This window comes from Acinetobacter pittii (genome assembly GCF_034064985.1).
Lineage (GTDB): Bacteria > Pseudomonadota > Gammaproteobacteria > Pseudomonadales > Moraxellaceae > Acinetobacter > Acinetobacter pittii_H.
Genome location: NZ_CP139249.1, coordinates 950,073 through 963,592 on the forward strand (window position 1 = coordinate 950,073; position 13,520 = coordinate 963,592).

Genomic DNA, 13,520 nt, shown 5'->3' on the forward strand with positions numbered 1-13,520 from the left:
GCTTATTTGTATGTAGTACAATCTAAATAGAATAAATAGTAGAGAAGAAAAATGAAATCAAAAATCCATTTCCGTGAGTTTGCACTGCTGATGGCATTACTCATGTCTATTGTTTCTTTTTCAATAGATGCAATTTTACCAGCTTTAGGTGAAATTGGACGAGTTTTTGACTTAAAGAATAATAATCAAACGCAATGGGTCATCATTGGTATTTTCTCTGGCATGACGATAGGACAACTCATTGCAGGGCCGCTATCCGATGCGATTGGTCGTAAGCGCATTTTATTTGCAGGAATTATTATTTATTTTTTGGGAAGTTTATTGTGCTTTACCACACAAAGTTTTGAATGGTTTTTAGTTGGCCGCTTCATTCAAGGGATTGGAGTATCTGGTCCTTACGTAGCTTCTATTTCAATTGTGCGCGATAAATACAGTGGTGCACAAATGGCACGTATTATGTCCTTAATTATGATGGTGTTTATGGTTGCTCCAGCAATTGCACCAAGTTTGGGGCAGCTCATTATTCATTTCTTTGGCTGGCGTGAGATCTTTGTTTTATATATGGTCTATGCCACAGTTGTCGGGGCATGGGTTGCTTTACGTTTGGAAGAGACGTTACTTCCCGAAAATCGTTTACCTATGCGCTTGCAAGCTTTTCAAGAGGGCTTTAAAGAAGTTGTAAGTAATAAAACTACTATGAGCTATTTGCTATGTGCAGGTTTTTGTTTTGGTGGATTTATTGGTTATTTGGGAACTTCTCAACAAATTTTTATGCAGCAGTTTGGTAAAACGGGGGAAGAGTTTAGTGCTTATTTTGCTGTGCTTGCAGGTGTAATGGGAGTCGCTTCATTTACCAACTCTAAAATTGTGATGAAGTTCGGTATGCGTCCAATCTGTATTTATGGCTTTTTGGGCTTATGCTTAATTTCTTTGGTTTTCTTAGGAATTCAACTTTTAGGCGTGGCTGTTTCATTCTGGATGTTTATGCTTTATGCATGCATTCTGTTCTTATTATTTGGAACGTTATTTGGTAATTTAAACGCGATTGCGATGGAACCAATGGGGCATGTTGCTGGTATGGCTTCGGCTATTATTGGTGCAGCTTCTTCTGTTTTGTCACTTATTCTAGCCTCTATTATTGGGCAATTATATAACGGTACATTAATTCCAATGACTGCTGGCTTCGTCATTTTATGTGGTTTGGCTTTTGCTATGACAATATATGAGAACAGATATTTAAAGAAATCCAATGCTTAAAATTATAAAGATACCGCTAGCACACTGAATTTTATAATTTTGTTAAAAATAAGAGCTACCTATAAATGAGGGCAGCTTTTTTTAACATTTTAGAAAAATTATAAGCCTATAGACATTCGACTATTTAACACTTTATAGTTTGTTTAAAATTGGATCAGTTTTTGCTTTCTCTGTAACAACGATAAAAATCGGAGATCAAAATGATGAAAAATAAGTATCACATAAGAACAATGTATACCAAAGATAAGGGCTGGCGTTTATTTGGTTTGGCACTTGCCATTCAAATCCTTTTTATTGGAGCAAATTATCTAGTAATGATGAGCTGACTTTGATTCTAAAGCTTTTTTAAAGGTATGATTTAAGCTAGTTCAATAGTCTGGAGTCATTCTACTCATGTTAAAGCTGATTTATTACGTGCCTGATTCACATCTTGAGTCGACTAAACAAGCCATTTTTTCTGCTGGTGCGGGTGGGATCGGTAATTATGAACACTGCGCATGGCAAGTAAAAGGAATCGGGCAATTTAAACCAGTCAAAGGTGCAGATCCTTATATCGGAGAGCTGGGTGAACTTGAACAAGTTGATGAGTGGCGCGTTGAAACAATTGTAATTGAAGAAAATGCAAAGGCTGTAGCGAAAGCATTAAAGGCAAGCCATCCTTATGAAGAGCCTGCCTTTGAGTTTATTCAAATCATAGAAATTGATTTTTAATTAAACTGTGAGAAATCTGGTTTACGTTTCTGCATAAACGCTTGTACAGCTTCTAGCATTTCTGGAGATTGAACGCGTTGCATAAAGATTTCAGCTTCATGCTCAATACATTCAATAATTTGATCTAAATCATGTTTCATTAATGCTTTGGTTTGCTTTAACGATGCAAGCGGTAAAGTCGCTAAATGTTGAGCAGTTGCCTGAGCGGTCGCATAAACATCTTCAACGACTTCATTCACTAAACCTGCTTGTACTGCAGTTTCTGCATTAAATTTTTTCGCAGTAAATAGAAGCTCAGCTGCTTTATGATAGCCAGCTTGTTGAATAAGTAATTGGCTAGCACCACCTTCTGGAGAAAGGCCAAGGCTAACAAATGGAATTTGGAAAAGGGCAGTGTTATCAGCAAATACTAAATCTGCATGTAATAAAATTGTAACTCCGATACCAATTGCTACACCTTTTACAGCAACAATAAGCGGCTTTGATAATCTGGCAGCAGATTTAAGGAGTACGAATGGAGGAACTTGACCCGCTGGGCCTGCATTAGGATTTTGTACAAAACCCATAAAATCTTTCATATCATTACCGGCGGTAAAGTCTTGCTCTACACCACGTAGAACAACTACTCGGACGTCTTTATTGAGATCGGCTTCAACTAGAGCTTGAGCAATCCATAAATAAAGTTCGCCGTATAATGCATTTTTTGCTTCTGGACGATTTATGGCTAAGGTGAGTACGCCACCTTCTAAATTTTCGTGTAAATGTTGATGAGGTTGTTGAATACAGCTAAGTGTCATCGTACTATCCTTGCTTTAAACCAAGTTGTTAATTTTTAGGTACTCATTATGGCGCATATTTTCTGTAATGCGGGTAACTGGTGAGTTCATAAAAAGTGAAAATCTAATTATGTATAAATTTGACTATCTCGTTTTTATAGGGCGTTTTCAACCATTTCATTTGGCTCATATGCAGACAATTGAAATTGCCTTACAACAAAGTCGTTATGTGATTTTGGCATTAGGTTCTGCTCAAATGGAACGTAATATTAAAAATCCGTTTCTTGCAGTTGAACGAGAGCAAATGATTTTATCTAATTTTTCACCAGATGAGCAAAATCGTATTCGATTTGTGCATGTGGTCGATGTTTATAATGATGAAAAGTGGGTAAAACAGGTCAAATCTTTAGTAAATGGTGTGATTGAACCAAACTCAAAAATTGGTCTAATAGGGCACTTTAAGGATGAGTCATCTTATTATTTAAGATTATTTCCAGAATGGACCATGGTTGAACTCGATAGCCTAAAAGACTCAATTTCAGCGACGCCAATGCGTGAAGCTTATTATCGTGGTGAAATCCAAACGGAATTTTTCCCTATAGGTACTATTCAATTTTTGGATGAGTTTAAAAAAACACGTATTTATCAACAACTGCAACAACGATTTAAAGAAGATGACCGCTCTAATTTAGATGATTTTGAGTAAGTGAATATAGATTAAGCATCTGCCCAAAAAATAATTCGGTTGGAAAAAGGATCGGTGATACAGAGTTCAAGGGTCTCCCAATCTGTTTTTTCAACTTGAGGCTTAGAGAATTTATAGTCTTTTTGGCTTAGTTCACTGTGTAACTCATAGATATATTCCCAATAAATACGGATTGCACTATGGGGACTCGCATCTCCAAAATGCTCAGATAGATGGATAATGCAATCGTCTTTAGAAATTTGTAAATATAACGGAAAGTTGTCTTCAAATTGGTGTTGCCAATCAAGCTGAAAACCTAAGAACTCAAGATAAAATGATTGAGCTAACTCGACATCAAAAATTCTTAAAATAGGGGTGATCGAACCTGATTGCATCATTTTTCCTTTTAACGTGTACCAAATTGTTGAGTCCAATAGCTCTTTTGTTTTGCTGACTGATTAGAAGCACAAGCAATTGCGTAAGTTGTAAATTTGGGATTCATGAGGTTACTACAATGTAAGGGGCTCGATAGCCATCTAGACATCACTTCATCTAATGTTTTCTGTCCACTCGCGACATTTTCACCATTGGCTTTACCGAGTGTGTTGTAAAGTTTTAAGCGTGATTTTAAGTCTAGGCCAGTGGAGCCAACATGTCCGAGAAAATTATGTGCTGCCATATCTTCACTATGGGAAAATGCACCTTTATATAAATTATTGCTCCAAATCACTGGTCTAGTTGCAGAAAAATATTGTCGACCACATTGGCGTGATTGCTGACGGATTTGGTTAATTTTTTTAAGTACAGCTTGTTGATAGGCTGGGTTCTGCAAATCTTGGCAGCTTATTTCTTTTGAAGTTTTCTGAATTTGAGCAAGTGATGTGCCGGTGTCGGTTGGTATGGCTAATGTATTTGCACTACATGCACCAATAAAGAGAATGGCTGGCAGTAAAGAGCAAGTTTTGAGTGAACTCATATCAATGCCTTAAACTAATTATTCTAATATTTTTATGATACGTTAAACTCAAATTATTGGGTAATGCTTTGCACTAAAAAAGCGAGTATAAACTCGCTTTTTGTTGGTTGAATTTATTAAGCTGTTTGCAGAGATTTTAGGTCTTCTAGAACTTGTTCCGCATGTCCAGCAGCCTTAACTTTACGGTAGCTTTTCACTAATTCTTTGTTATGGAAAATAAAAGTAGAACGTTCAATACCCATTACTTTTTTTCCATACATATTCTTTTCTTTAATCACATCAAAATGATGACAAAGAACTTCTTCTTTATCACTAATCAGATCAATAGTAAGTGCCTGCTTCTCTGTAAAATTTTGATGGGCTTTCACTGAATCACGTGAAACACCGATAATGCGGGCACCTAAAGCTTCAAATTGATCTTTCAAACAAGAAAAACCAACTGCTTGTGTTGTACATCCTGGTGTTGAGTCTTTAGGATAGAAGTAAATGATTAGCCATTCATTTTCGACTTCAGTCAAGTTCACTTCGCCGTGTGTAGTAGGGAACACCTGATTTGGCAGTTGAATATTCTCAGACATTTCTTATCCTTTAAAAGTTAAATTTGATCTAATTCAAGTGGTAAAAAAGCATATTCCTCATGATAAACAATATTGAGTTTTCTTACAGGGATTGCTTTGTTAAAAATTGGCCCATCAATCACGGTCGTATGAAACTCACCGCCCTCACCACATGGATCAATGCCACGGTTCTCAAGCTCTTGGATATATTCTAAAGTTAAAGTTTTTCCTAAATCTCCTACCTTCATCCCGAGTTTAAGGTTTACGGTCACCACTACACTCTGGAATCCAAGTTGAATAAATTCTTCAACAACTTCACGATGCGGACGTAGCCAAAGAGGCATTGCTAATTGAAGACCTACTTGTTGCGTTACTCGATCATGCCAACAGCCGTGTTCAGGCATATCAAGGTCACCTGTAACCAGTACCTCGGCTCCTTGTTGCTTTGCTTGATTGAGTAATTCAATAAACTTTAATTCATAGTCATTCCAACTTGATGAAGCCATAAGCACGGGAAAGCCGATTGCTTTAGCTTGCGCTTGAATAATATCAAGAGGCATGGCATGTGAGCGAGAACGTTGGCCTTGTTCTTCTAGCATTACGATCAATCCAATCACTTCGCCTGTCTGCATTGCATGGTAGAGTGCTAGAGAACTATCTTTGCCTCCACTAAATGAGACAATAGACCTTTTATGGTTAGCATTAGTTTTCCATTGTTCTTGCATGGCTTACATTAAATGAATTGGTCAAAAGTGCTGTTATTTTAACAGAGCTATAAAAAAGCCTGCATAAATGCAGGCTTAATTTGGAACATTAAAATCTTATTTTTTAGGAGCTTGTTGTTGAGCTGCCTTCATTGCATCTTCAGTTAACTTTTCAAGCTTAGTTGTTAACTGAGGACCGAAACATGCTTTAAGATCACGGTTTTGTTGTTGTACAAATCCTAAAGAACTTGGGCTTTTCTTCGCATTGATTGCGCTTTGGATTTCCCATTTTTGTGCTTCAGTCACTTTACCTTGTGCTTCAACTTGACAGCTACAGAATTTGCTAACTTCAGATGAGCTTAACTTGCCGCCTTTAGCAGTTTGTTCTTTACAAACATTAACTAATGCACCTTTAACGTTAGTGCTTTTATATGCCGCTTGAACTGGGTTTTCAGCTGCTTGAGCTGAACCAGCCATAAGTGCAGCTGCTGAGAATAAAGATGAAAGAATAAGATTTGATTTTAACAACTTCATAAATTTTACCTACTTATTACGGTATATAGCGTGTTGGATCGGTAACACCGGCATCGATAAAGCCTTCTTTACGCAAACGGCAACTGTCACATTTACCACACGCACGTCCTTGAGCATCTGCTTGGTAGCAAGATACCGTTTGACTATAGTCTACGCCATGTTCAAGCCCTAAACGTATGATATTCGCTTTGGATAAATGTAACAGGGGTGTTTCAAATTTAAGTGGTTTTCCTTCGACGCCAGCTTTAGTTGCTAAACGGGCCATATTCGCAAAAGCATCAATAAATTCAGGACGACAGTCAGGATATCCTGAATAATCAACGGCATTAATACCAATTACGATAGCTTCAGCATTAAATACTTCGGCTGCTGCTAGAGCATATGAGAGGAAAATAGTGTTACGCGCTGGTACATAAGTTACAGGAATACCTTCTTGTAACTGTTCTGGTACTGCAATGTTGTGATCTGTAAGTGCTGATCCACCTAAATTTGCTAGATCAATATTAATTACACGATGTTCAACACCTGAACGCTGAGCTAATGCTTTTGCAGCATCAAGTTCAGTGGTTGAGCGTTGACCATACATAAAACTAATAGCAATACATTCATAGCGCGCTTGTGCCCAAGCTAGGCAAGTGGTTGAGTCTAAGCCGCCTGAAAGTAAAACAATGGCACGAGAGCGCATATTTTTCTCCATATTCGGAATGATTTATTTTATTGAGTGATTAACGACCTGATTCATCGTTCCAAAGCAGCTTATGTAACTGAAGTTGGAAACGAACAGGTAATTTATCATCAAGTATCCACTGTGCCAGATCACGTGCTAGACGTGGCAGGCCTACAGCACCTTTTTCAACCGCAAAGGCAGGGGAGAACCAAACGGTACTGACTTTGGTTTGCAGTTGATATTTTTCAACTTGTTGCTTTGACCATTCATAATCTTCACAATTGCAAATCACAAATTTGATTTGGTCACGTGGTGTTAAATAGTCAAGATTACTGATGAGATTACGATGTTCTTCACCAGAAGTTGGAGTCTTTAAATCAAGAACTTTAGAAACACGGGGATCTACTCTTGATACATCAAGAGCTCCACTGGTTTCTAAAGAGACGTCAAAACCTGCTTCACATAAACGTTGTAATAAAATCAAACAGTTTGGCTGAGCAAGAGGTTCACCACCTGTCACGCAAATATAAGGTGTTTGAAATTGTGTAGCTGTTTCAATGATATGTTCAAGTGAAAAACGTTCGCCACCTTCAAAAGAATAAGTGGTATCGCAATAGCTACAACGTAATGGACAGCCTGTTAGACGAATAAATACAGTCGGTAGGCCAGAGGCATTTGCTTCACCCTGCAACGAGTAAAAAATCTCGGTAATGCGTAAACCGGACGCAGGGTCTGAGACAGGAATTGCAGAGGAACGTAAGGAAGCCATTCTAGAAATACCACACTATATAAAAAATAAAATCTCTACGATCAGTTTGATCGTAGAGATGAGGAGCGATTAAAGCTCCGCAAGAGAGTTATAACAAATTAGTCAGCACGTAACAAATCGTTCAAGCTTGTTTTGGCACGTGTTTGCGCATCAACTTTTTTCACGATAATTGCAGCATATAAGCTGTAAGTACCACATTTAGATGGCAAGCTGCCTGAAACTACAACTGAACCTGCTGGTACACGACCATAATGGATTTCGCCAGTTTCACGGTCATAAATTTTAGTTGATTGACCAATGAAAACGCCCATTGAAATGACTGAGCCTTCTTCAACGATTACGCCTTCAACGATTTCTGAACGCGCACCGATAAAGCAGTTGTCTTCAATAATGGTTGGGTTAGCTTGTAATGGTTCTAAAACACCACCAATACCTACACCACCAGACAAGTGAACATTTTTACCGATTTGAGCACATGAACCTACAGTTGCCCATGTATCAACCATTGTGCCTTCATCTACATAAGCACCAATGTTGACATAAGATGGCATTAACACCACGTTTTTAGCTTGGAAGCTACCACGACGTGCTACAGCAGGAGGAACAACACGAACACCTGCAGCTTTAAATTGCTCTTCAGTCCAACCAGAGAATTTAGTTTTAACTTTGTCATAGAAACGAAGATCACATGACTCGATTGGTTTATTGTCATTCAGTTTAAATGATAATAAAACAGCTTTTTTTAACCATTGATGAACAACCCATTCACCATTGATTTTTTCAGCAACTCGAAGTGTACCGTTATCTAAACCAGCAATTGCTTCTTCAACAGCTTGGCGAATTTCGCTTGAACAATCTGCTGCAGTAAAATTTGCGCGGTCTTCAAATGCTTGCTCAATGATCGTAGAAAGCTGAGACATGATCTTCCTTCCATAAAAAATTTTAAAGATTTTACACTAATTTGTGACAAGAATCTTTCAAAAAACGTGTTAGGTTTAATTGATGATATAAATGAGGTAAATCGGAATAAGCTTATTAGATAATCAAGTGTTTTTTACACAAAAATGATTTGAAAATAAAAATTTAACTCAATTTGTATCAAAAAATAACAGAAATCTAGCATTTTTTGTATAAAAAAGAATCTAAGCTGTCATTATTATGATTTCAGTCACAAGATGAATAAATTAAAAACAGAGCCTTTTTGAGGAGAAAACTATGAAAGCATTACGTGTATTAGTCACTACAACAGCTTTATTTGCTGCTGGCGCTGCTATGGCAGATGAAGCCGTTGTTCATGACAGCTACGCATTTGACAAAAATCAATTAATTCCTGTGGGGGCACGTGCTGAGGTAGGTACAACTGGTTACGGTGGTGCTTTATTATGGCAAGCAAACCCATATGTAGGTTTGGCTCTTGGTTATAATGGTGGTGACATTTCGTGGACAGATGATGTTTCTGTAAATGGTACTAAATATGACCTAGATATGGATAACAATAATATCTACTTAAATGCTGAGATTCGTCCATGGGGTGCAAGTGCTAACCGTTGGGCTCAAGGCTTATATATAGCTGCGGGTGCTGCTTATTTAGATAATGATTATGACTTAGCTAAACGTATTGGTAATGGTGAAACTTTATCAATTGATGGTAAGAACTATCAACAAGCAGTTACAGGCCAAGAGGGCGGTGTAAGAGGTAAAATGTCTTACAAGAATGATATTGCTCCATACTTAGGTTTTGGTTTTGCACCTAAAATCAATAAAAACTGGGGTGTATTTGGTGAGGTAGGTGCTTACTATACTGGTAACCCACAAGTTCAGTTAACTCAATATAACCTTGCTCCTGTAACAGGTAACCCAACATCTGCCCAAGATGCTGTTGATAAAGAAGCAAATGAAATTCGTAATGACGATAAATACCAATGGATGCCAGTTGGTAAAGTTGGTGTGAACTTCTACTGGTAAGATCACAAAAGAAAAAACGAGCTACGGCTCGTTTTTTTTGTACTTAATAAAATAAATAAAAGAGCTAAAAAGCTCTTTTATTTATTTTTAAGTTTTATTCGTCTGGGTAAGCAATTTTCTTAAGTGCTTTAATATCCGCATCAGGTGAGCATAAAGAAATAAACTCGTAACCATAACCGCGTAGTAGATGGCCTTTGCGAACCGCAATCCACGTTGTATTAATACCAAAAATATCAGTCTTGGTTTGCTTTAAACGATAATCACGTTCTGTGTCATAAGCCACGTCATTGACAATACCGACACCCATGCCGAGTTCTACATAGGTTTTGATAACATCGGCATCAAGAGCTGACATTACGATATCGGCATCGAGTTGAGCTTCTTCAAACGCTTTATCAATTTTAGATCGACCTGTAAAACCACCATGATAAGTAATGAGTGGATATTCTGCTAAAAGTTCTAAAGTAATCTTATCCGCCTGTACTAAAGGATGATTCTGCGGGGTAATAATACTGTGTTGCCATTGATAGTAAGGAATGCTAGCCAGATTTTCTTCAGTCGTTAAAGACTCGGTTGCAATTCCAATATCCGCTTCGCCTTGTAAAAGCATTTCTGAAATTTCGACAGGGCTAGCTTGTTGTAAAATCAAATGAACTTTTGGAAATAATTTCTTAAATTGATTAACGATTGGAGGCAAGACATAACGCGCTTGAGTATGTGTGGTTGCGATCGTTAATGTTCCTTCGTCAACCTTATTAAAATCTTCAGCAAGTCGTTTAATATTTTCAGCATCCACTAACATGCGTTCAACAATGCTAAGAAGTGACTGTCCTGGTTCAGTTAAACCTAAAAGGCGTTTACCTTTACGAACGAAAAGTTGAACACCTAATTCATCTTCTAAATCTTTGATGTGTTTACTTACACCCGATTGAGATGTGTAGAGTGCAGCCGATGCTTCCGTCAAGTTAAAGTTTTGGCGTACTGTTTCTCGGATAATTCTTAATTGTTGAAAGTTCATTTACACTTTTCCTCAAAAGAGGTGAGGAGCGTCTAAAGATCCGCAAGATATTTCCTCACCAAATATATTTCTTAAGCAACTTGGGCTGCAAATAAGTGCAATTGAGATGCGCTCACCCAAACAGTTTGATTAGGTTTAAATGCATGTAGTTTTGCAGCTTCACTGCTCAGAGCAATTTCAATTAAACGTCCATTACGGTCTTGTAATTCGGCCACTACTTTTCCAGCAATCCAGATTTCACGTACAAAAGTCGCTTCAATGGTATTCGCTTGCGGTTGCGAGTGAATATGTAACTCATCTGGACGGGCAAAAGCAATCACTTTTCCTTGAGGCGCCTCAACTGCTGTTGGTAGTTGAATACGGTCATTACTGATACGGATGATACCTTCCGTATGTTCACCTTCAAATCGATTTGCCTGACCCAAGAAATCAAATACAAATGGCGTTGTAGGTTTTTCATAAACTTCACGAGGTGAGCCGATTTGCTCAACATTACCTTTATTCATGACAATAATTTGGTCTGCAACCTCAAGTGCTTCTTCCTGATCGTGAGTCACGAAAATTGAAGTGATATGCAATTCATCATGTAAGTTGCGTAACCAGCGACGTAATTCTTTGCGTACTTTGGCATCTAGAGCGCCAAATGGTTCATCGAGTAATAACACGCGAGGTTCTACTGCCAAAGCACGGGCTAAAGCAATACGCTGACGTTGTCCTCCAGAAAGCTGAGCAGGGTAGCGGTCTGCTAAAAAGCCTAGTTGAACTAGATCAAGTAAACGAGTGACACGTTTTTTAATTTCAGCTTCCGAAGGGCGTGTTGCACGAGGGCGAACACGTAAACCAAAGGCAATATTGTCAAATACGGTCATATGACGGAATAAAGCATAGTGTTGAAATACAAAGCCAACCTGACGCTCACGGACATGTACATTAGTCGCATCTTCACCTTCAAGTAACACTTGACCGCCATCGGCTGATTCTAGACCTGCAATAATACGGAGTAGCGTTGTTTTACCGCATCCAGATGGGCCAAGTAACGCAACCAGTTCACCTTCCGGAAAGTCTAGGGAAATATTCTTAAGCGCATGGAATGCACCAAAGTGTTTTTCAATATTTTTAACTTGAATACTCATGATTTCATTCCTTACGAATCAGTTGAATGCGGTTGTGGTTTATCTTGATGTAGCTCTAACCAAGTTTTTAAAATCAGTGTTAAAAGAGCTAAGAAGGCAAGCAGTGATGACACCGCAAAGGCTGCGCTAAAGGTGTACTCGTTATATAAAATTTCGACATGAAGTGGCAGGGTATTGGTCTCACCACGGATGTGGCCGGAAACTACTGATACTGCCCCAAACTCACCCATTGCACGGGCATTACACAAAATCACGCCGTAAATCAGACCCCATTTAATGTTAGGGAGTGTGACTTTCCAAAAAGTTTGCCATCCTGATGCGCCGAGTACGATAGCTGCTTCTTCTTCCTCTGTTCCCTGAGCTTCCATGAGTGGAATTAACTCACGCGCCACAAATGGAACGGTAATAAAGATGGTGGCTAAAACAATTCCAGGTACGGCATATAAAATCTTGATGTCATGATCCATTAACCAGCCGCCAAACCAGCCTTGGGCACCAAAAATAAGAACAATCATTAAACCTGCAATAACGGGTGAAACCGAAAAAGGCATATCAATGATCGTGGTTAAAATAGCCTTCCCTTTAAACTGGAACTTAGAAACCGCCCAAGCTGCAGCCACACCAAATATCACGTTAATCGGCACAGCAATCGCTGCAGTTAATAATGTTAATTTCACTGCTGATAAGGTATCTGGATCAATCAAAGCCTGAACATAGACTTCAAGTCCCTGTTTAAATGCTTCAACGAAAACCAAAATAAGTGGCAACATCAGGCAACTGATAAAGAAAATCAGTGCAATGGTAATTAAGGTATAACGTACCCAAGTCGGCTCACGTGTCGCGTCACGAGATTGCAACTTCAAGGCAAGCGCATTGCTGTCGGTATGTAAATTCATGTGATATTTCTCCCAGTACGACGGTTTGCCCAGACTTGAAGTAAATTAATGGCAAATAAAATAATGAAAGAGAGAACTAACATCACAGCAGCAATAGTGGTTGCACCTGCATAGTCATATTCCTCAAGACGAGAAATAATCATGAGTGGTGCAATCTCTGTTTTAAAAGGTTGATTGCCAGCAATGAAAATAACTGAACCATATTCACCTACGCCGCGTGCAAATGCCAAAGCAAAGCCTGTAAATAGGGCAGGTAATAAAATTGGTAAAATAATTTTAGTAATAGTTTGCCAACGATTCGCGCCAAGTGCGGAAGCAGCTTCCTCAAGTTCAGTTTCGATATCACTGAGTACGGGTTGAACTGTTCTTACAATAAAGGGGATACCGATAAACACCAATGCTAGCGTAATCCCGATAGGTGTATAAGCAACCTGAATACCAAGTGGTTCCAGATATTGGCCTATCCAGCCAGTAGGTGCATAGAGTGAAGTGAGAGCAATACCTGCAACCGCTGTTGGAAGTGCAAAAGGTAAATCGACCAAGGCATCAACCAAACGTTTTCCAGGAAAGTTATAGCGAACAAGGCACCAAGCTAAAAGCAAACCAAACACAACATTAATAAATGCTGCGATTAATGCTGAGCTAAAGCTAAGTTGAAGTGATTTCAAAATACGTTCAGACGTTAGAATTTCCCATAATCCGTCCCATCCGATTCCAAATGATTTGATAAAGACTGCGGCTAATGGAATAAGCACAATAAAAGATACATAGGCGAGGGTGAAGCCCAAAGATAGACCAAACCCAGGCAGCACTCGGGATCGCTGCGACATGATATTTCCTCAAAGAGAAAAGCCTGCTGAAACCAGTAAGCG

The 13,520-nt window shown here is 38.6% G+C and carries 18 protein-coding genes; 5 read left to right on the forward strand and 13 right to left on the reverse strand.

Annotated elements, in window-relative coordinates; translation table 11 throughout:
• The first annotated feature begins 51 nt into the window (after positions 1-51).
• From SOI76_RS04460 to SOI76_RS04470, 3 genes are all read left to right on the forward strand, one after another.
• Positions 52-1,257: a multidrug effflux MFS transporter gene (locus SOI76_RS04460; RefSeq protein ID WP_205668379.1), complete on the forward strand. Its 1,206-nt coding sequence runs from the start codon at positions 52-54 to the stop codon at positions 1,255-1,257.
• A gap of 200 nt (positions 1,258-1,457) precedes the next feature.
• Complete coding sequence (locus SOI76_RS04465; protein ID WP_002118600.1) at positions 1,458-1,583, forward strand: KGW motif small protein; 126 nt, start codon at positions 1,458-1,460, stop codon at positions 1,581-1,583.
• Positions 1,584-1,650: 67 nt separating this feature from the next.
• On the forward strand, positions 1,651-1,968 hold the full coding sequence (locus tag SOI76_RS04470; RefSeq protein WP_005067788.1) for a hypothetical protein: 318 nt from the start codon (positions 1,651-1,653) through the stop codon (positions 1,966-1,968).
• On the opposite strand, the gene SOI76_RS04475 is transcribed toward SOI76_RS04470, so the two are convergent.
• Positions 1,965-2,765 carry an enoyl-CoA hydratase gene (locus SOI76_RS04475; RefSeq protein ID WP_104079165.1) on the reverse strand — a complete coding sequence of 267 codons (801 nt, stop codon included), beginning with the start codon at positions 2,763-2,765 and terminating at the stop codon, positions 1,965-1,967. The two genes, SOI76_RS04470 and SOI76_RS04475, sit on opposite strands and share 4 nt — an antisense overlap.
• A gap of 109 nt (positions 2,766-2,874) precedes the next feature.
• Between SOI76_RS04475 and SOI76_RS04480 the strand changes: the two genes are divergently transcribed.
• Positions 2,875-3,450, forward strand: coding sequence for a nicotinate-nicotinamide nucleotide adenylyltransferase (locus tag SOI76_RS04480; RefSeq protein ID WP_104079261.1), 576 nt, complete (start codon positions 2,875-2,877; stop codon positions 3,448-3,450).
• A gap of 11 nt (positions 3,451-3,461) precedes the next feature.
• Here SOI76_RS04480 and SOI76_RS04485 read toward each other — a convergent pair whose 3' ends face one another.
• The 8 genes from SOI76_RS04485 to dapD all read right to left on the reverse strand — a co-directional run bounded on the left by SOI76_RS04485 (position 3,462) and on the right by dapD (position 8,556).
• Positions 3,462-3,824 (reverse strand): glyoxalase superfamily protein, encoded by a 363-nt coding sequence (locus SOI76_RS04485; RefSeq protein ID WP_104079164.1) that lies wholly within the window; start codon positions 3,822-3,824, stop codon positions 3,462-3,464.
• Between the two features lie 11 nt (positions 3,825-3,835).
• Positions 3,836-4,405, reverse strand: coding sequence for a CAP domain-containing protein (locus SOI76_RS04490; RefSeq protein ID WP_104079163.1), 570 nt, complete (start codon positions 4,403-4,405; stop codon positions 3,836-3,838).
• Between the two features lie 116 nt (positions 4,406-4,521).
• Positions 4,522-4,983: a peroxiredoxin gene (gene bcp, locus SOI76_RS04495; protein ID WP_032053028.1), complete on the reverse strand. Its 462-nt coding sequence runs from the start codon at positions 4,981-4,983 to the stop codon at positions 4,522-4,524.
• A gap of 17 nt (positions 4,984-5,000) precedes the next feature.
• Positions 5,001-5,687 (reverse strand): diphthine--ammonia ligase, encoded by a 687-nt coding sequence (locus SOI76_RS04500; protein WP_104079162.1) that lies wholly within the window; start codon positions 5,685-5,687, stop codon positions 5,001-5,003.
• A gap of 96 nt (positions 5,688-5,783) precedes the next feature.
• Positions 5,784-6,200 carry a hypothetical protein gene (locus SOI76_RS04505; protein ID WP_005073124.1) on the reverse strand — a complete coding sequence of 139 codons (417 nt, stop codon included), beginning with the start codon at positions 6,198-6,200 and terminating at the stop codon, positions 5,784-5,786.
• A gap of 16 nt (positions 6,201-6,216) precedes the next feature.
• The gene (gene queC / locus SOI76_RS04510) at positions 6,217-6,885 is read right to left on the reverse strand and encodes a 7-cyano-7-deazaguanine synthase QueC (protein ID WP_032053034.1); all 669 of its coding nucleotides are present in this window, start codon (positions 6,883-6,885) and stop codon (positions 6,217-6,219) included.
• A gap of 40 nt (positions 6,886-6,925) precedes the next feature.
• On the reverse strand, positions 6,926-7,636 hold the full coding sequence (queE, locus tag SOI76_RS04515; RefSeq protein WP_104079161.1) for a 7-carboxy-7-deazaguanine synthase QueE: 711 nt from the start codon (positions 7,634-7,636) through the stop codon (positions 6,926-6,928).
• A 98-nt stretch (positions 7,637-7,734) separates the two neighbouring features.
• Entirely contained in the window at positions 7,735-8,556 is an 822-nt protein-coding gene (gene dapD / locus SOI76_RS04520; RefSeq protein ID WP_104079160.1) for a 2,3,4,5-tetrahydropyridine-2,6-dicarboxylate N-succinyltransferase, read from the reverse strand.
• 295 nt (positions 8,557-8,851) lie between these two features.
• On the opposite strand from dapD, the gene carO reads away from it, so the two are divergent.
• On the forward strand, positions 8,852-9,601 hold the full coding sequence (gene carO / locus SOI76_RS04525) for an ornithine uptake porin CarO type 1 (RefSeq protein ID WP_104079159.1): 750 nt from the start codon (positions 8,852-8,854) through the stop codon (positions 9,599-9,601).
• A 94-nt stretch (positions 9,602-9,695) separates the two neighbouring features.
• On the opposite strand, the gene SOI76_RS04530 is transcribed toward carO, so the two are convergent.
• From SOI76_RS04530 to cysT, 4 genes are all read right to left on the reverse strand, one after another.
• On the reverse strand, positions 9,696-10,619 hold the full coding sequence (locus SOI76_RS04530) for a CysB family HTH-type transcriptional regulator (protein WP_104079158.1): 924 nt from the start codon (positions 10,617-10,619) through the stop codon (positions 9,696-9,698).
• Positions 10,620-10,690: 71 nt separating this feature from the next.
• Positions 10,691-11,752, reverse strand: coding sequence for a sulfate/molybdate ABC transporter ATP-binding protein (cysA, locus tag SOI76_RS04535; RefSeq protein WP_104079157.1), 1,062 nt, complete (start codon positions 11,750-11,752; stop codon positions 10,691-10,693).
• A gap of 11 nt (positions 11,753-11,763) precedes the next feature.
• Positions 11,764-12,648: a sulfate ABC transporter permease subunit CysW gene (gene cysW / locus SOI76_RS04540; RefSeq protein WP_104079156.1), complete on the reverse strand. Its 885-nt coding sequence runs from the start codon at positions 12,646-12,648 to the stop codon at positions 11,764-11,766.
• Positions 12,645-13,478 (reverse strand): sulfate ABC transporter permease subunit CysT, encoded by an 834-nt coding sequence (gene cysT / locus SOI76_RS04545; protein WP_004790714.1) that lies wholly within the window; start codon positions 13,476-13,478, stop codon positions 12,645-12,647. The genes cysW and cysT overlap by 4 nt, the downstream gene beginning before the upstream one ends.
• Between the last annotated feature and the right edge of the window lie 42 nt (positions 13,479-13,520).